The sequence below is a fragment of the Agrobacterium larrymoorei genome (assembly GCF_037722385.1).
In the GTDB taxonomy this organism is placed as follows: domain Bacteria; phylum Pseudomonadota; class Alphaproteobacteria; order Rhizobiales; family Rhizobiaceae; genus Agrobacterium; species Agrobacterium larrymoorei_C.
Window position 1 is genome coordinate 290192 of the sequence record NZ_JBBKAQ010000003.1, and the last position, 17241, is coordinate 307432.

A 17241-nucleotide genomic window follows, 5' to 3' on the forward strand; every position below is an offset into this window, starting at 1 on the left:
ATTGTCTCTCCAAGATTTGGCTCTGGGGGACTACATGAACTTTCTTGGCATTACAGGCATGCAATATTCCGGCGTTCCGTTTCACGATACGCGAATATTGCTCGCGGAAGATTCAAACGTCTTTACCCAGATGATCGGTGCCCGCCTGAAAGAGTTGCTTGGCCTAACCGTCGAAGTCTGCCGCAACTTCGAAGAGCTTCAGGAGTGCTACGAACACTCCAGCGAACAGGTGACTTTGGCGATCTCGAACATCAACTTGCCCGGCGCTGAAAATGGCGAGGCCTTGGAGTATCTGGTAGATCTGTCCATCCCGACCATTGTCTTCACCAGCACTTTTCATGAGGACACGCGTGAGAAGCTGATCACCAAAGAAGTGGTCGACTATATTCTCAAGGACAACGTCTTTGCAGTCGATATGCTGACCGAATCAGTTTGCCGCTTCCTCACCAATCACAGGCATCACGTGCTGATCGTGGACGACAGCCCAACCGCTCGTGCGCTGCTCTCCAGCCGCCTGAAGCGCTACAATTTCCGCGTCAGCCTGGCCGATAGCGGTGCCAAGGCCCTCGAGATTCTTCGTAACAATCCGGATATCGGCCTTGTCGTCACCGACTACAACATGCCCGACATTGATGGCTTTGAGCTGACGCGCCGCATCCGCACCATGCGCGGCTCGCACGAGTTGCGCATTATCGGCGTATCGTCGTCAACCAATCGTCTGCTGTCGGCGCGCTTCCTAAAAGCCGGCGGTAATGACTTCATGCTGCGTCCCTTTATCGAAGAAGAGTTCTATTGCCGCGTGAACCAGAACCTCGACACGCTGGTGCAAATCAAGACGGCGCGCGGCGGTGCCCAGAAAGCCGAAGCGGCATAACAAGCGCTTGTGGTTACAACCACCTAAGCCGTCCTTGCATCAAGGGCGGCTTTGTGTTTACAGCTGTGACTCCAGCGGAAGAATGCCCAAAATCAGGGCGACCGCGCGCCGGGACACGCTGGCGTAGGGTTCATTGCCGTAAAGTCGAGGCCTGCCTCGTACGAGCCCGGTCCAGATCAGCCGCCTCTTGGGGCTCAGCGCCAACTCGAAGCTCATGTCGCGACTGGTTTCCTGCTTGAATATCTCGTCCATAGCAGTAGCCAATTCAGGCGACTTGAACAACACGCCCATTTCGGTATTGAGCGACATGGAGCGGGGATCGAAGTTCAGCGATCCGATGAAACCCGTTTCGCCATCCCGCGTGAACGCCTTTGTGTGCAAGCTTGCCTGTCCGGAACCTCGAAGAGACAGTGAATTGTGCTGGTCCGCCAGCGAGCGCAATTCGTGGATTTTGACACCATTCATCAGGAGAGGGCGGCGATAGCGTGCATAGCCGGCGTGCACAGCGGCAACATCGGTTGCGGCAAGCGAGTTGGTCAGCACGGAGACGCAGACGCCGCTTGCAGACAGGCGTGATAACGTCTCCACACCTTTCTGTCCCGGAATAAAATAGGGAGAGGTTATCTTCAGCTTCTGCTCCGCGCCTTCCAAAATTGGAAGTAGGTTCTCCATCAGATAGTTGTGTCCGCTACGGCGCTTGCCCGCCGCTTTTTCAGGCGGGTCTGCGAGCACGCTTGCGGACGCCACCCTTCGAAGTTGGTCGGCCATCAGAAACTCGCCATCATGGTGGAGGCTCTCGACCTTTTCGAGATAGGGTCGTGCTGCGTCTCCGGTCGCCAAGCGATCCAACTTTCGCCGCAGCCTCGCAAGTCTGCTCGGCCTCTTCGCCAACAGCGAGCGGACCGGGATGGCAACCGCGCTATTCCAGTAATCGTCGAAAATCTCTTCGGCATCGCTAACTGCTTTGCCATGTGCAAGCACATCGAAGTCGCGAAAATTCGCAGCCTCGGCCGCGCCGAAATAGGCATCACCGATATTGCGTCCGCCTATGATCAACGCGCGACCGTCGGCAATCCAGGCCTTGTTGTGCATGCGTCGATTGACGCTTCGGAAACGCAAGACGAGCTCGACGCCGCGCCGAAAGATGTTCTCCCGCGCCTTCGTCGGGTTGAACAAGCGCAACTCAATATTGGGATGACTGTCTATGGCGTGGAAAATTCGATCCGACATGGTGACACCGAGGTCGTCCAGCAGCAGCCTGACGCGGACGCCGCGATCTGCTGCAGCAAGAACCTCACGCATCATCAGGCGACCGGTGAGATCGGCATTCCACATGTAATACATGAGATCGAGACTGCGACCCGCCGCTCGTGCTGTGGCGACGCGCACCGCGAAGGCGTCCATGTTGGACTGCACAAGCGCAAGCGCCGTAAGGTCCTCTTCATCACCGCCCTCGCGGATATCTGCCCAGTGGCGGTCAAGGGGCGTGGCATCATCGACCTTTGGAAGCGCTGTCGAAGCAATCTTGGTGATGGCTCGTTCTTGACGGCGCGACAGGGCAACGAGCAAAGCGACGACGGCGACGAGCACGATCAGCGTCGTAATGATGATCCCCGTCACAATGTCTCCCGTTCCTGTTTTTTATTCACCGTCAGTATTGATAGTAGGCGCTTCTTGTGCCGGAGAGGCGAAGGTTACCGCATAGCCTGTGTTTCGATGCCTGGGTTCGGTTCGGGCATGCCCGGATGCGATGTCACCAGGTAGGTGACCGCGATGACGCCCGCTGCAACGATAAGCGTGCCGATCACGGCAATCGTCGGGCCCCATGGCTTCGATTTGCGACGAGACCAGACGAAACGACGGTGAAGCAGGCGGTTCTTGTTGCTGTGGTGTTGGTATTCCGGGCCGAGATTTTCTGTGTTGGTCATCGTGGCTCTCCCGCGCCTGTTGAAATTTCCGGAGGTCACGCATCGAACGCTTCAACCGCGCAGGTGGTTTCATCAGGACATGCGAATGAAGCTGTAACGAACGTTTTTGCGGTTCGGTGCCTTGTCGCTGCTCATGACGCAGGACATGCTAGGGGAGTTTCGTTCTGCCTCTGGGAGAAAGTTGTGATTGCCGACCCGCGTGCCTTTCTGGAAGATTTGTTTTTTGAAGCCGTCCGCGCCGCAGATCCTTACGAGGCGATCTGCGCAAATCTCCCCGCAAGGCCGAAAGGCCGCACGATCGTGATTGGTGCCGGTAAGGCGGCAAGCCAGATGGCAGAAGCCTTTGAAAGGGCTTGGCCTCATCCTTATGAAGGCGTCGTCGTCGCCCGACATGGGCCGGTTGCTCCATGTCGAATCATAAAGATATTGCAGTCGGCGCATCCCGTGCCGGATGAAGCAGGGCTTGCTGCCTCCGAGGCACTCATCCGCACGGTTCATGGCCTGACGAAGGACGACCTGGTCATCGCGCTGATCTCCGGCGGCGGCTCGGCTCTGCTGCCTGCACCACCGGAGGGTTTTTCGCTTGCCGATGAGATTGCGCTTAACCAAGCGCTTTTGGCATCTGGCGCACCGATCTCCGCCATGAATTTGGTGCGTAAGCATTTCTCCCGAATCAAGGGAGGGAGACTTGCCGATCTCGCCCACCCGGCGCGCGTCGTCAGTTTGATCGTCTCCGACGTGCCGGGAGATAATCCTGCTTTCGTTGCGTCCGGCCCGACAGTGCCAGATGAGGGAGATGCCGCTGATGCGTTACGTGCGATAAGAGACTACAAAATCGCGCTCCCTGAGAGGGTCATCGATCACATTCACCAAGTGGTGACACCAGAGCCCTCAGAAGCATCGTTTGCCAACAACGAAGTGCATGTCATCGCGTCCGCGCGCGTCTCGCTGGAAGCGGCTGCCAAGCTTGCGCTGGAACGTGGAGTCGAACCACTGATCCTGTCTGATTGTATCGAGGGCGAGGCCAAGGATATCGGCCGAATGCATGCTGCTTTGGCAAAGGAGTTTTCAAGCCGTACGGCGGCGGGAAAACCCATCGTGCTGCTCTCAGGCGGTGAAACGACGGTGAGTATAGGCAGCGGCACATATGGGAAGGGTGGGCGCAATTCCGAGCTGCTGCTGTCTGCCGCACTCGACTTGCAGGGAAGCCACGGTATAACCGCGCTCGCAGCAGACACGGACGGAATCGATGGATCGGAAGATAATGCCGGCGCATTTTGTGACGGACAAACAGTGGCGCGCATTCGCGCCTCTGGCGGCGACGCTCGCTCGTTCCTTGCCGGTCACGACGCCTGGTCTGCTTTTGCCATCTCGGGCGATCTGTTTGCTCCAGGTCCGACCGGCACCAACGTCAACGACTTCCGTGCTTTCCTGCTTCACTAAAACTAGCATGTGTGCCGACGTCACCGCAGCGGCCACAGGATGAGCGGTGATATCGGCGCCTATTTCGGCCTTTTCGCGTCCGCTTTCCTGGCCGCGACGCTGCTCCCGGCTCAGTCGGAGTCGGTCCTGGTCTATCTGATGACGAGGGGACACTACTCCATTATCTTGCTTATCGCGCTCGCAAGTCTCGGCAATGTCTTGGGATCCATCGTCAATTGGTATCTGGGCCGTGGCATCGAACACTACCGTGAACGGCGGTGGTTTCCGGTTTCCTCAGAAAAGCTTGAGAAGGCGCAACGCTGGTACGCGCGCTTTGGACGCTGGTCATTGCTGGCAAGCTGGCTGCCCATTATCGGCGACCCTTTGACTATCGTGGCCGGGGTCATGCGTGAGCCGCTACCATCCTTCGTCGCCATCGTCACAGTTGCCAAAGCGGGGCGCTACGTGCTCCTCGCTTTTGCGACACAAGGTTTTCTCTGATGCCGTTATTATAGGGCGGCGATCTGTCGAGCTTGGATTATTGACCTTGCTTGCGAAGCCTTTGCAAAAGCTTCGGCTCTGATGATATGATCCCTAGAGAATTCACCAAGCGAAGGGAGGCGCTGCCGTGAAATCGAAAATCCTGTTCAGAGACGATCAACCACGTGGTCTGGTATCGCGCCGTAAAATCCACCGCGCCGGAGCGAACGATAACTTTCCGAGCCTGGAATTCGAAGCTGCGGGCCAAGAACGTGACTGGCGTCTTTTCTGTCTCATCGGTGCAATCGTCTGCGGGCTTTCTGCCTTCATCTTTCTGCCGCTCTGGTGACAGGCATACTCGTGTTGCTTCTTGCTTGAAAAACGCCGGGCGCTCCATTTTCGTTGGATCTACGCATCCTGCTCTCAAAAATTGGTTCCGATTTGCGGGCTGATGCTGTAGCCGGTTATTTTCTAAAAGCGTGAATGGCGATACGGACGGACCATGGTGATGATTGAGACGGTCGATGCCGTTCCGAGGGCCTTTCTCGGGGTGGAGCGATCGGCAACAGACCAGCGATGGATGTCGCGGCTGGATCAGGCCGGGCAGAACCGTGCGCTTGCCATGTCCCAGGTCCACGGTATTCCGGAACTGATCGCCCGCGTTCTGGCTGGCCGTCATGTTGGCGTGGACGACGCGCTTGCTTTTCTCGACCCGACGATCCGTTCGCTGATGCCGGATCCCCATACGCTGACGGATTGCGAGAAGGCTGCCAAGCGCATTGCCGATGCTATTGAAAAGCATGAGAAGATTGCGATCTTCGGTGATTATGATGTGGATGGTGCCGCTTCATCAGCGCTCATGTACCGCTTCCTTCATCACTTCGGCCTCGAACCGGCAATCTATATTCCGGATCGAATCTTTGAAGGTTACGGACCTAATCCTGCCGCCATGCAGCAACTCGCCTCCAATGGCGCAACGCTGATCATCACGGTGGACTGCGGCTCGACCAGCCACGAGTCGCTCGCGGCCGCGCGCGATGCCGGAACCGATGTTCTCGTTATCGACCACCACCAAGTCGGTACAGAACTCCCGCCAGCGGTGGCATTGGTCAATCCAAATCGCGAGGACGATCTGTCGGGGCAGGGCCATCTCTGCGCAGCTGGCGTTGTGTTCCTGGTGCTGGTGGCAACGCTCCGGGTTCTGAAAGAGCGGCATAACCGCCAAGCCTTCATGTTGGACCTTCTGACCTATCTGGACATCGTCGCGCTGGCGACGGTGTGTGATGTCGTGCCGTTGAAGGGTCTGAACCGCGCCTACGTGGTCAAGGGACTGGTCGCCGCACGGCACATGAACAATGTCGGCCTGGCTGCTCTCTTCAAGAAGGCGGGCCTCGGCGGCCCCGTGACGCCATATCATTTTGGCTTTCTGATCGGTCCCCGCATTAATGCAGGCGGACGTATCGGTGACGCCGCCCTCGGCAGCCGTCTCCTCACGCTGGATGACAGCACGCAGGCCGAAGTCATTGCAGAGAAGCTCGACGAGTTAAACCGCGAGCGCCAGGCGATGGAGGCGGCGATGCTTGCCGAGGCTGAAGCGGAAGCGCTGTTTGAATATGGCGATGGTTCTGGCGCGGGTGTCATCGTGACCGCCAGGGAGAACTGGCATCCCGGTATCGTCGGCCTCCTCGCCTCGCGCTTAAAGGATCGTTTTCGTCGTCCGGCCTTTGCCATCGCTTTCGATTCGCAAGGTAGAGGCACGGGCTCCGGCCGATCCATCAATGGCTTCGATATGGGGCGGATGGTGCGCACTGCGGTGGAAGCCGGTCTTCTGGTCAAAGGCGGTGGCCACGCAATGGCAGCCGGCCTCACCGTGGAGCGCGCGAATCTCGGACGCTTACGAACCTTCTTCGAGGAAGCGGCACAAAAGACCGTCTCGCAACTCGTCGAAAACAGTGTGTTGAAAATCGACGGTGCCATTGGTGCGTCCGGTGCCACACTGGCACTTGTCGATCAACTGGAGCAGGCGGGGCCTTATGGATCGGGCCACTCGCAGCCAATCTTCGCCGTGCCTGCTCACCGACTGCGTGATGTGCGGATCGTTGGCACGTCGCATATCAAAATCACGCTGGAAGCGACGGACGGTTCACGCCTGGATGGCATCGCCTTCCGTGCCGCGGATGCGCCTCTCGGGCAGATGTTGATGGCAGCGCGCGGTCGCCAGATCCACGTTGCCGGTACGCTTGGAGCCGAGCACTGGCAGGGTCAGAAGCGTGTGCAACTGCGCGTTCTAGACGCAGCCTTTGCGCCTTAATGCGTCACGCGACGCTACATAGATGCCGAATCTTCCGCACGTAGGATCATCGCGTGACCATCAAGCATGGAGTGCGGGACACCTTCACGCTTTTCATCAAGATAGGCACATAACATTATGAAAATGGGGGGAAGTGGCACGCCCTAGGGGAGTCGAACCCCTCTTTTCAGAATGAAAATCTGACGTCCTAACCGATAGACGAAGGGCGCGTGCGCTGTGGTGGGGGCCTTATAGTCAGACCGAAGATTCTCCGCAAGCGGCAATATCGATTTTTTTGACTTTAGATGATGTTTTTTAAGGAGGAGGGCCGACGGCGTGGACAAACTCATCCAAACTCGCGGGTCCGGTCGGTATCGATTTGAAAGGGAGGGGGAAGCGTGAGGTGGCGTGGGATCAGGGGCTTCCCGTTTTGATCGCCGCCTCACGCTTCATCGGGGGGACAGCGAAGAAACGAGCGGTGGAGATTTTGGTTCCACCTGTGGAGAAGGACGGCAAAAAATCTTGTCGCCTCTCGTGCCCTTGTTTGAAACAAAAAAAGCCGCCCGAAGACATCTGTCTTGGGCGGCTGATCTTGCGAACTAAGTTTAACGCAATCAAAGATCGACGTCGAGGATCGCCATGGAGAAGTTGTAGGAGCGATCGCCATCTTCGTCGTCGATATAGACGACACCGAGGAACTCTTCACCCATGTAGACTTCAGCGGAATCATCCTTACGCGGACGCGCCTTAACGGCCATCTTGTCGTTGAACGTACGCTTGAAATAGGCATCGAGCTTTTTGATTTCGTCGGCTTTCACCAGTCTTCTCCTGTGCGGTTCTCACGTCGTCCATCGTCGTTGAAAACGCGTCATCCGGACATCGTGATTTTCAATCTGCGCCGCTTGTGACACGGCTTAAAGGCGAAAGTAAAGTCAAAGAGGCAAATCGATCAATCGATCCACACGGAGGTTTTTATCTCAGTCCAACCTCGATCAGATATCGGCGCCGATGATCTGGTCCATGATGCGAGAGGGTTCCTTGCAGCCCGCTTCGCCGACAATTCTCGCTGGGACGCCAGCCACGGTGGCATTGGCGGGAACGGGCTTCAGAACGACGGAACCTGCGGCGATACGCGAGCAACTACCGATCTCGATATTGCCGAGGATCTTTGCTCCCGCGCCGATTAACACTCCGCTACGGATCTTCGGATGGCGGTCGGAGCCTTCTTTGCCCGTTCCCCCAAGTGTGACGCCATGCAGGATCGAGACATTGTCGCCGATGACTGCCGTTTCGCCAACGACAAGACCGGTCGCATGGTCGAGAAACAGCCCTTTGCCGATCCTGGCAGCCGGGTTGATATCGGTCTGGAAAACGCTCGACGCCCGGCTTTGGAGGTAAAGCGCCAAATCGCGCCGACCTTTCGACCACAGCCAGTGGGCCAGACGGTGCGTCTGAATGGCGTGGAAGCCTTTGAAATAAAGGACGGGTTCGATGAAGCGCGTGCAGGCGGGGTCGCGGTCATAGACTGCCTGGATGTCGACACGCAGGATTGCGCCCCATTCCGGCCAGTCTTGAAGCATCTCCGAGAACGTCTGTCGCAACAGCACGGCCTGCATATCCGGGTGGTCGAGCAGTTCGCAGATGCGATAAATGACGCTTTCTTCCAGCGAATGGTGATTGAGGATCGTTGAATAGAAGAATGCCGAAAGCAGCGGATCCTGTGCGGCGGCAGTGCGCGCTTCGTTCAACAGACTGCCCCAGATCGGATCGACGACGGTGATCTGATCATTCTGCCGGGTCTCTATGCGTGCGACCATGTCAGCTGTCCTTAAAACCGGTTTGCTTCATTATATAGAAAAATACGTTGCACAGAAATGGGTATGCGTGTGCAGCGTTAAAGGTGGTAAAGCATCAGTTTTTCTGACAGCTTTGTGGAACGGCGTTTCTTGATCACGTCGATTGGTCAAGTTCGCCGTAAAATTCCAACACCGCCGCTTTGAACACACGGTCTCCCACTGCCAGCATGTGATCGCGGTTGGGAATGTCAATGGCCCGCGCATGGGGCAGGAGATCGGCAAGCTCCTGGCCGGAGCCTGCAATATCATCCTTCGTCCCAACGGCAATCAGCGTCGGAGCGTCGATCTTGGCGGCTTCCTCACGCGTAACGAGCACGCGCGAGGTCTCGATGCAGGCGGCGAGCGCCACGCGGTCGCTCTTCGTCTGCTCGGCAAATGCTCGGAACATGCGGCCACGCTCATGGGTGACGACATCCAGCGAAGGCGCGCGTAGAGCATCTGCAATCGGATCCCAGTCGCCAACGCCATCGACCATGCCGATGCCGAGCCCACCGAACACCAGCGACCGAACGCGCTCTGGATGAGCCATCGCCAAGAAAGCGGAGATCCGCGCGCCCATGGAGTAGCCCATGACGTGGGCTTCGGGGATGCCAAGATGATTGAGCAGGCCGACTGCATCTTCCGCCATGACGGCTGGATAATAGGCGTCCGGATCATGCGGTTTGTCGCTGGCACCGTGGCCGCGATTATCAAGCGCGATCACGCGGTAGCCGGCATCGCCAAGCGTCTTCACCCAGCCCGGATGAACCCAGTTGACGGCCGCACTCGACGCAAAGCCGTGGATCAGAAGCACTGGCTCCCCGGATGGATTACCCTTGTCGAAATAGGCCAGTTGAAGTCCATCGCGGTGGAAGGACAAAAATTGCGGCAGGTTGAGATTCATCAAGGACCTCCTTTTTTGCCGACCATATGTCAGGAAATAGAGGTGTTGGGAATATTCGCCACTCTTTTCTGTGGAGGTCTAAGTGATTTAACGCTACATACTCGAACGATACGAGCATTGGCTCAGAGACGAAGTTGCAGTTGGAGACGAACATGGCCGGCCATACAATTCCTCACTTCCAGAACGACGGCGGACACCGCATGATCGAGATTGGCGTCAAGGAATTCATGTGCACGGGAGCATCCGTTCCTTTCGACCACCCACATATCTTCATCGATATGGGCGACGAGAGCGAGAAGGTTTGCTCCTACTGTTCGACGCTCTATCGCTACAATTCGTCGCTAAAGGCCACGCAGACCAATCCTCCCGGCTGCGTCTTCCACGTGAAGGCAGCGTAACCTCATAAATATCGGGGCTCTCCATGCCCATAAAGTCCGTGGCGATTGTCGGTGCCGGTATAGCCGGTCTCACCGCCGCTTTGTCTTTCGCGCGACATGGCATCGCAAGTGACATCATCGAGCAGGCGCCCGAACTGGCAGAGGTCGGCGCCGGGCTGCAGATATCGCCCAACGCCGCCCACATCCTTTCCGCTCTCAATGTCCTGCCGTTGATCGAGGAGAAATGGATCGAGCCGGAGACAGTCGATCTGGCGTCCGGCCTTTCTTTGAAGACGCTCGTCTCTCTGCCAATGAAGAGCGTGGCAAGAAGCCGCTGGCAGGCACCTTATGGGGTGCTGCATCGGGCCAGCCTGCAACGGGCGCTTCTGACGGCCGTCAAAGACAATCCCTTGTGTCGGGTGTATCTTGGCAAGAGGCTGGAGGCGGCGACTAAGGCCGCGATTGCCAGCACGACATATACGGAGCCGGATTTGATCGTCGGTGCCGATGGCGTTTGGTCGAGCATGCGCTACGCCGTGCCGAACAGCCCCGTCGCGACCTTTTCAAACAACATTGCATGGCGCTTCACAGTGTCGGCAGATGAGGCGCCCGACTTTTTCAATCGCAAGGCGGTCATAGCCTATCTCGGGCGATCGGCTCATGTCGTGGCCTATCCGCTGGCAGAGACGGGCGACTTCAACGTGGTCGCCATCGCTGTTGGCGCGAACCCCGGCGCTCCGTGGAAGGCGGAAGCGCAAGGCCAGCAGAAGGCGTTTCTTCTCCACCAGTTTCGGAAATGGCACCCCGCCTTTGCCAAGGCACTTGAGGGTCCCGCCAACCCGACATTCTGGCCATTGTTTGAGGCGGGTGCCGGCCAGTGGCACAATGGCCGCGACACGGTGCTGATCGGCGATGCTGCCCATGCCATGATGCCTTTCGCAGCTCAAGGTGCGGCGATGGCAATCGAGGATGCCTTCGAGCTCGCAGCATTTGTTTCGAACGGAAATGCACTCGCGACGTCGCTGTCGGATTTTGCTGCCCATCGGGTGCCGCGCATCGATAAGGCGCGCAGACGCGCATCACTCAACAGCTTCGCGTATCACGCCTCAGGACCGGCGCGCATCGGGCGCGATCTTCTTTTTTTGATGCGTCCGTCAGAAAAATTCCTGGCGGACTTCGATTGGCTCTACGGCTACAAGGCAAGGGGGCTTTGAAGCATGTTGCGATCTTTCAGCTTCGCTCCTCACCTTTAGTTATTTCTGCCGCATGTCGTTACCGCAAGACCGTCGAACACTTGGCGCGACATGCTCTAGATCTTCGCGGCGGCGGCAAAACCTGCCTCGAGATCGCGCGTGATATCCGCAACATCTTCCAATCCGATCTGAAGCCGGATGACAGGTCCTTCGGTCGGCGCTGCCGCTACGGTGCGATCGGCGAGATTGACGGGGATCGCAAGCGACTCGTAGCCGCCCCATGAGAAACCAAGCCCGAAGATGGAGAGAGCATCGAGAAACGCGTGCGCCTTTTGCGTGAACTTGTTCTGATCGGCCTTCAAAACGAACGAGAACACGCCGCTCGAGCCCTTGAAGTTGCGTTTCCAGACGTCGTGTGTCGGAAAGCTTGGCAGGGCAGGGTGCAGCACACGGGCAACATCGTCACGCGTTTCGAGCCACTGAGCAATCTTAAGGGCGCTTTTTTGATGGTGTTCCAGTCTGATGCCCATGGTGCGCATACCACGCAGAACCTGATAGGCATCGTCAGAGGTGACGCACATGCCAAGATTGGTGTTGGCCTCCAGTAGCTTAGTCCAGTGTTTCTCATTGGCGGACACAAAGCCCATCAGCACGTCGGAATGGCCTGCCGGATACTTCGTCGCAGCATGGATGGAGACATCGACGCCATGGTCAAGCGGGCGAAAATAAAGCGGGGTCGCCCAGGTATTGTCCATTGTGACGACGCAGTCATGGCGGTGCGCGATAGATGAGATCAGCCTCACGTCCTGCATTTCGAACGTGTTTGAGCCTGGCGCCTCCAGATGCACGAGCCGCGTGTTCGGACGGATCAAAGCCTCGATGCCAGCGCCGATGGCGGGATCGTAATATTCGACCTCGACGCCATATTGCTTCAGCATCGTATTGCAGAAACGACGGGTCGGGAAATAGACCGAATCGACGATCAACGCGTGATCGCCAGCACCGAGATAGGCGAGAAAGGGCACGGTTACGGCGGCAAGGCCGGATGATAGAAGGATGGTTCCGGCCGAACCTTCCAGCGCATCGATCATCTTGCAGAGTGCATCCGTGGTCGGTGTGCCGTGGGTGCCGTAGGTATAGGGCTGGTTGCCCGACATCAGTGTTGCGGCGTCCGGGAAAAGAACCGTCGAACCACGGGCGATCGGAGGATTGACGAAGCCGAAAAAATCAGACGGATCGTTTCCAAGGTGGGCGAGGCGGGTATTCACACCCGAGTTGCCGAGGATCTCGTTCTTGTCTTTCATGCTAGGCGTCTCTCATTAATGTGATGCGGGAAGATGCCGAGGAATTGCTTCACAGGTCAAGCGGGTTATCTGTGGTTGGGGAAAACCAGTCTACCTGCCTGACAGGATGAGTAGATTTTGGGCTGATTTAGCGTAAAAAATAGTCAGATGCTTACTTAAAGGTCGGAATTTTGAAAATTCCGTTTTTTGGACACAATTGCTTCGCGTAAGTCTTGACCATAGCGGCAATTGCGATTGTGATAGGGACGCACACCGGGAGGTGAAGCGGAGAGACTGTTGCAAGCCACGGCGGGTGCCGGTCCTCTCCAATCGAGAAAAAAGAGACAAAGGTTGGGAAAAATGAAAAAGGCACTTCTGTCAGCCGCTATTGGCGCAGCAGTCTTGGGAGCTGCAACGGCTGCATCTGCCGGTACTCTTCAGGATGTTAAGGCAAAGGGTTTCGTCACCTGTGGCGTCAGCTCTGGCATTCCGGGTTTCTCGAACCCTGACGACAAGGGCGAATGGTCCGGTATCGACGTTGACTATTGCCGCGGTATCGCTGCCGCCGTTTTTGGTGACGCTTCCAAGGCGAAGTACGTCCCGCTGACCTCCAAGGATCGTTTCCCGGCCCTCCAGTCCGGCGAAATCGACGTTCTGACGCGTAACACCACCTGGACGATCAGCCGCGACACGTCCCTCGGCTTCAACTTCCGCACCGTCAACTACTACGACGGCCAGGGCTTCATCGTTAAGAAGAGCCTCAACGTGAAGTCTGCTCTTGAGCTTTCCGGCGCTGCCGTTTGCGTTCAGCAGGGCACGACGACCGAACTCAACCTTGCCGACTACTTCAAGACCAACAACCTTCAGTACAACCCGGTTGTTTTCGAGAAGGAATCCGATGCGACCTCAGCTTACGACTCCGGTCGTTGCGACGTCTACACCACCGACCAGTCCGGCCTGTACGCCATTCGTCTGAAGATGAAGAACCCTGATGAAAACATGGTTCTGCCTGAAATCATCTCCAAGGAGCCGCTCGGACCTGCCGTTCGCCAGGGCGACGACCAGTGGTTCGACCTCGTCAGCTGGGTTCACTACGCCATGGTCAATGCTGAAGAACTCGGCATCACATCCAAGAACGTCGATGAGCAGAAGGCGTCTGCCAACCCGGACGTCAAGCGTCTTCTCGGCACCGAAGAAGGTACCAAGATCGGCACCGATCTGGGCGTCACCAACGAGTGGGCCTACAACATCATCAAGAATGTCGGCAACTACGGTGAAGTTTTCGACCGCAACGTCGGTCCTGGCTCCCCGCTCAAGATCGAGCGTGGCCTGAACTCTCTGTGGAACAAGGGCGGCCTGCAGTACGCACCTCCGGTTCGCTGATTGCTTTAAAGCCTAAAAAGCTTTTGCAGGAGGCGGGGATATTCATCTCTGCCTCCTTCTTCTTCATAAAATAAGCTCGAAAAGAGCATATAGAGGGAAAGGTGCCTATGGCAGGCAAGACGATCCGTTCTGGACCGTCCGGCGCATCCGGCGCGACGTCCATGATCAACGATCCGCGCATGCGGTCCATCTTCTACCAGACCGTGACGCTCATCATCCTGGTGTTGGCCGTCTGGTTCATCACCAACAACACGATCCAGAATCTTCAGCGCGCCAATATCGCCTCAGGATTCGGCTTCCTGAACGGTCGAGCCGGTTTCGATATCGGCCAGACGCTGATCGACTACAACAACGACAACACCTTCGGTCGCGCGCTGATCGTCGGTATATTGAACACCTTGCAGGTGGCGGTTCTTGGCATCATCACCGCCTCGATCATCGGCTTCCTCGTCGGTATTGCACGCCTGTCCAGAAACTGGCTCGTCTCGAAACTCGCGCAGGCCTATGTGGAAATCTTCCGCAATCTGCCGCCGCTTCTCGTCATCTTCTTCTGGTACAAGGGCGTCATCACAATTCTTCCGCAGGCGCGTGAATCGCTTGCACTGCCATTCGATACCTATTTGAACAATCGCGGTTTCTTCTACCCCAAATTCGTTTGGGGCGAGGGCACCTGGATGGTTCCGGTGGCCTTCCTCGTCGGTATCGTCATTACCTTCTTCGTCTATCGCTGGGCCAAGGCCCGGCAAATGCGCACCGGCCAGCCATTCCGCACCGGTCTCGTGGGCACTGCGATCATCATCGGTTTGCCTCTTGTGACGTTCCTGGGGCTCGGCGCACCGCTGACTTTTGATCTTCCAGTTCTTGGCCGTTTCAATCTGGCAGGCGGTTCGGTCATCGCACCGGAATTCATGTCGCTGTACTTGGCTCTATCCTTCTACACCGCCTCCTTCATCGCTGAAATCGTCCGCGGTGGTATCAAGGCTGTGCCGAAGGGGCAGACCGAAGCCGCCGACGCGCTCGGCTTGCGTTCCAGCACCACGACGCGCCTGATCGTCGTACCGCAGGCAATGCGCATCATTATCCCGCCGCTCACCAGCCAGTATCTCAACCTGACGAAAAACTCGTCTCTGGCTGTTGCTGTCGGCTTCTCCGACCTTGTTGCGGTTGGCGGTACCATCCTCAACCAGACGGGTCAGGCTGTTGAAGTCGTGGCGATCTGGATGATTGTCTATCTGACGCTGTCCATCACCACCGCGCTGTTCATGAACTGGTTCAACGCGAAGATGGCATTGGTGGAGAGATAAGAGACATGGCCACTAATCCCGTTTCCTATATCCGCCGTGAACTGGTGCCGGCGCAGCCGGCGCCATCCAGCCAAGTCGGCGTCGTTCATTGGCTCAAGACGAAACTCTTCGCCACGCCGAAGGATGTCGTGATGACGGTGCTGTCCATCGCACTGCTCGCCTACATCATTCCGCCGCTGGTGCAATTTCTGTTCATCGATGCCGTTTGGACCGGTACCGACCGACTGGCCTGCCTCACTGTCGCTCAAGGTGGTGCCTTGCCGGACGGTCAGGCCGGAGCATGCTGGGCGTTTGTTGGCGCCAAGTTCCAGCAGTTCATGTTCGGACGGTATCCGTTTGACGAGCGCTGGCGGCCGCTTCTGGTGGCAGCAATGTTTGTCATTCTGCTGATCCCGATGTTGATCCCGAAGGCACCGTTCAAGACGGCCAATGCTGTCTTGCTCTTCCTTGTGCTGCCCTTCGTCTCCTTCTTCCTGCTTGTCGGCGGTTACTTCGGCTTGCCGAGGGTGGAGACGCAGCTCTGGGGCGGGCTGATGGTGACGCTGATCTTGTCGTTCTTCGGCATCACCGTGTCGTTGCCGCTGGGCATTCTGCTGGCGCTTGGTCGACGTTCGACAATGCCGGTGATCAAGACGCTGTGCGTGACGTTCATCGAAGTCATTCGCGGCATCCCGCTGATCACAGTCCTGTTTTTTGCCAGCATCATGCTGCCGCTGTTCCTGCCCGAGGGTGTCACCTTCGATAAGTTCATGCGTGCTCTGGTCGGCGTGTCGCTGTTTGCATCCGCCTATATGGCGGAAGTCATCCGCGGCGGCCTTCAGGCCATCCCGAAGGGGCAGTACGAGGGAGCCGACTCTCTTGGTCTGAATTACTGGCAGAAGACGCGTTTGATCATTCTGCCACAGGCGCTGAAGCTCGTCATTCCGGGCATCGTCAACACCTTTATCGGTCTTTTCAAAGATACCTCGCTTGTGTCGATTATCGGCATGTTCGACCTGCTCGGTATCGTTAACCTCAACCAATCGGATGCGAACTGGGCAACACCTGTGACGCCTGTTACGGGCTATGTGTTTGCCGGGTTCATATTCTGGATATTCTGCTTCGGCATGTCGCGCTATTCCTTGTTCATGGAGCGCCATCTCGACACCGGACATAGAAAATAAGGGAAAATCTCATGGCAGAAACCCACGCAAAGAAGCTGGAAGTTTCCGCGACGGATGTCGCGATCGAAATCACCGGCATGAACAAGTGGTACGGCGATTTTCACGTGCTGCGCGACATCAATCTCAAGGTGATGAAGGGCGAGCGCATCGTCATCGCCGGTCCATCCGGTTCCGGCAAGTCGACGATGATCCGCTGCATCAATCGTTTGGAAGAGCATCAGTCGGGTAGCATTGTTGTCGACGGCATCGAACTGACCAACGACCTGAAGAAGATCGATGAAGTGCGCCGTGAAGTCGGCATGGTGTTCCAGCACTTCAACCTCTTCCCGCATCTGACGATCCTGGAGAACTGCACGCTGGCACCGATCTGGGTTCGAAAGATGCCCAAGAAGGATGCGGAAGAAATCGCGATGCACTATCTGAAGCGCGTCAAGATCCCCGAGCAGGCCCATAAATATCCAGGCCAGCTTTCCGGTGGTCAGCAGCAGCGCGTGGCGATTGCCCGCTCGCTTTGCATGAAGCCGAAGATCATGCTTTTCGATGAGCCGACATCCGCGCTCGACCCTGAAATGGTCAAGGAAGTGCTCGACACCATGGTGAGCTTGGCCGAAGACGGAATGACCATGCTTTGCGTGACCCACGAAATGGGATTCGCCCGTCAGGTCGCCAATCGCGTGATCTTCATGGATCAGGGTCAGATCGTCGAGCAGAACGCCCCGCAGGAGTTCTTCGACAATCCGCAGCATGAGCGTACCAAGCTCTTCCTCAGCCAGATCCTGCACTAGCGCCGTCTGTCCTATCGACA

General features: G+C 57.1%; 17 protein-coding genes and 1 tRNA gene. 11 read left to right on the plus strand and 7 right to left on the minus strand.

What is annotated here, in order from left to right:
- Positions 1-34: 34 nt before the first annotated feature.
- Positions 35-874 (plus strand): response regulator, encoded by an 840-nt coding sequence (locus WKI41_RS06690; protein WP_340192710.1) that lies wholly within the window; start codon positions 35-37, stop codon positions 872-874.
- A 57-nt stretch (positions 875-931) separates the two neighbouring features.
- Here WKI41_RS06690 and WKI41_RS06695 read toward each other — a convergent pair whose 3' ends face one another.
- The gene (locus WKI41_RS06695; protein ID WP_340192711.1) at positions 932-2494 is read right to left on the minus strand and encodes a phospholipase D family protein; all 1563 of its coding nucleotides are present in this window, start codon (positions 2492-2494) and stop codon (positions 932-934) included.
- A gap of 74 nt (positions 2495-2568) precedes the next feature.
- Positions 2569-2802 (minus strand): hypothetical protein, encoded by a 234-nt coding sequence (locus WKI41_RS06700; protein WP_340192712.1) that lies wholly within the window; start codon positions 2800-2802, stop codon positions 2569-2571.
- A gap of 183 nt (positions 2803-2985) precedes the next feature.
- Here WKI41_RS06700 and WKI41_RS06705 point away from each other — a divergent pair, with 183 nt between their 5' ends.
- The 4 genes from WKI41_RS06705 to recJ all read left to right on the plus strand — a co-directional run bounded on the left by WKI41_RS06705 (position 2986) and on the right by recJ (position 7015).
- Positions 2986-4245 carry a glycerate kinase type-2 family protein gene (locus WKI41_RS06705; protein ID WP_340192713.1) on the plus strand — a complete coding sequence of 420 codons (1260 nt, stop codon included), beginning with the start codon at positions 2986-2988 and terminating at the stop codon, positions 4243-4245.
- 39 nt (positions 4246-4284) lie between these two features.
- On the plus strand, positions 4285-4725 hold the full coding sequence (locus WKI41_RS06710) for a YqaA family protein (RefSeq protein ID WP_340192714.1): 441 nt from the start codon (positions 4285-4287) through the stop codon (positions 4723-4725).
- A gap of 127 nt (positions 4726-4852) precedes the next feature.
- Positions 4853-5053: a hypothetical protein gene (locus WKI41_RS06715; protein WP_340192715.1), complete on the plus strand. Its 201-nt coding sequence runs from the start codon at positions 4853-4855 to the stop codon at positions 5051-5053.
- Positions 5054-5212: 159 nt separating this feature from the next.
- Positions 5213-7015, plus strand: coding sequence for a single-stranded-DNA-specific exonuclease RecJ (recJ, locus tag WKI41_RS06720; protein WP_340192977.1), 1803 nt, complete (start codon positions 5213-5215; stop codon positions 7013-7015).
- 134 nt (positions 7016-7149) lie between these two features.
- Here the strand turns inward: recJ and WKI41_RS06725 are convergent.
- From WKI41_RS06725 to WKI41_RS06740, 4 genes are all read right to left on the minus strand, one after another.
- Positions 7150-7224 (minus strand) — tRNA-Glu (locus WKI41_RS06725).
- 384 nt (positions 7225-7608) lie between these two features.
- Positions 7609-7812 (minus strand): DUF3126 family protein, encoded by a 204-nt coding sequence (locus WKI41_RS06730; RefSeq protein WP_062425480.1) that lies wholly within the window; start codon positions 7810-7812, stop codon positions 7609-7611.
- Between the two features lie 174 nt (positions 7813-7986).
- The gene (gene cysE, locus WKI41_RS06735; RefSeq protein WP_340192716.1) at positions 7987-8811 is read right to left on the minus strand and encodes a serine O-acetyltransferase; all 825 of its coding nucleotides are present in this window, start codon (positions 8809-8811) and stop codon (positions 7987-7989) included.
- A 133-nt stretch (positions 8812-8944) separates the two neighbouring features.
- Positions 8945-9733, minus strand: coding sequence for an alpha/beta fold hydrolase (locus WKI41_RS06740; RefSeq protein ID WP_340192717.1), 789 nt, complete (start codon positions 9731-9733; stop codon positions 8945-8947).
- Positions 9734-9885: 152 nt separating this feature from the next.
- Between WKI41_RS06740 and WKI41_RS06745 the strand changes: the two genes are divergently transcribed.
- A complete protein-coding gene (locus tag WKI41_RS06745) occupies positions 9886-10131 on the plus strand; it encodes a zinc-finger domain-containing protein (protein WP_340192718.1) in 246 nt (81 codons plus the stop codon).
- A gap of 23 nt (positions 10132-10154) precedes the next feature.
- Positions 10155-11324 (plus strand): FAD-dependent monooxygenase, encoded by a 1170-nt coding sequence (locus WKI41_RS06750; protein ID WP_340192719.1) that lies wholly within the window; start codon positions 10155-10157, stop codon positions 11322-11324.
- Between the two features lie 95 nt (positions 11325-11419).
- Here the strand turns inward: WKI41_RS06750 and WKI41_RS06755 are convergent, their stop codons facing one another.
- Entirely contained in the window at positions 11420-12607 is a 1188-nt protein-coding gene (locus WKI41_RS06755) for a cystathionine beta-lyase (RefSeq protein WP_340192720.1), read from the minus strand.
- A 339-nt stretch (positions 12608-12946) separates the two neighbouring features.
- Between WKI41_RS06755 and WKI41_RS06760 the strand changes: the two genes are divergently transcribed.
- The 4 genes from WKI41_RS06760 to WKI41_RS06775 all read left to right on the plus strand — a co-directional run bounded on the left by WKI41_RS06760 (position 12947) and on the right by WKI41_RS06775 (position 17221).
- Positions 12947-13969 (plus strand): amino acid ABC transporter substrate-binding protein, encoded by a 1023-nt coding sequence (locus WKI41_RS06760; RefSeq protein ID WP_340192721.1) that lies wholly within the window; start codon positions 12947-12949, stop codon positions 13967-13969.
- Between the two features lie 107 nt (positions 13970-14076).
- Complete coding sequence (locus WKI41_RS06765; protein ID WP_340192722.1) at positions 14077-15273, plus strand: ABC transporter permease subunit; 1197 nt, start codon at positions 14077-14079, stop codon at positions 15271-15273.
- Positions 15274-15278: 5 nt separating this feature from the next.
- Positions 15279-16436 (plus strand): ABC transporter permease subunit, encoded by a 1158-nt coding sequence (locus WKI41_RS06770; RefSeq protein ID WP_340192723.1) that lies wholly within the window; start codon positions 15279-15281, stop codon positions 16434-16436.
- 11 nt (positions 16437-16447) lie between these two features.
- Positions 16448-17221 carry an amino acid ABC transporter ATP-binding protein gene (locus WKI41_RS06775; protein ID WP_340192724.1) on the plus strand — a complete coding sequence of 258 codons (774 nt, stop codon included), beginning with the start codon at positions 16448-16450 and terminating at the stop codon, positions 17219-17221.
- The last annotated feature ends 20 nt before the right edge of the window (positions 17222-17241 follow it).

Coding starts and splice junctions, on each gene's coding strand:
- WKI41_RS06700 (WP_340192712.1), bottom strand. CDS start 2,802: ATGACCAACACAGAAAATCTCGGCCCGGAATACCAACACCACAGCAAC.
- WKI41_RS06760 (WP_340192721.1), top strand. CDS start 12,947: ATGAAAAAGGCACTTCTGTCAGCCGCTATTGGCGCAGCAGTCTTGGGA.
- WKI41_RS06745 (WP_340192718.1), top strand. CDS start 9,886: ATGGCCGGCCATACAATTCCTCACTTCCAGAACGACGGCGGACACCGC.
- WKI41_RS06755 (WP_340192720.1), bottom strand. CDS start 12,607: ATGAAAGACAAGAACGAGATCCTCGGCAACTCGGGTGTGAATACCCGC.
- WKI41_RS06710 (WP_340192714.1), top strand. CDS start 4,285: ATGAGCGGTGATATCGGCGCCTATTTCGGCCTTTTCGCGTCCGCTTTC.
- recJ (WP_340192977.1), top strand. CDS start 5,213: ATGATTGAGACGGTCGATGCCGTTCCGAGGGCCTTTCTCGGGGTGGAG.
- WKI41_RS06690 (WP_340192710.1), top strand. CDS start 35: ATGAACTTTCTTGGCATTACAGGCATGCAATATTCCGGCGTTCCGTTT.
- cysE (WP_340192716.1), bottom strand. CDS start 8,811: ATGGTCGCACGCATAGAGACCCGGCAGAATGATCAGATCACCGTCGTC.
- WKI41_RS06765 (WP_340192722.1), top strand. CDS start 14,077: ATGGCAGGCAAGACGATCCGTTCTGGACCGTCCGGCGCATCCGGCGCG.
- WKI41_RS06775 (WP_340192724.1), top strand. CDS start 16,448: ATGGCAGAAACCCACGCAAAGAAGCTGGAAGTTTCCGCGACGGATGTC.
- WKI41_RS06770 (WP_340192723.1), top strand. CDS start 15,279: ATGGCCACTAATCCCGTTTCCTATATCCGCCGTGAACTGGTGCCGGCG.
- WKI41_RS06750 (WP_340192719.1), top strand. CDS start 10,155: ATGCCCATAAAGTCCGTGGCGATTGTCGGTGCCGGTATAGCCGGTCTC.
- WKI41_RS06740 (WP_340192717.1), bottom strand. CDS start 9,733: ATGAATCTCAACCTGCCGCAATTTTTGTCCTTCCACCGCGATGGACTT.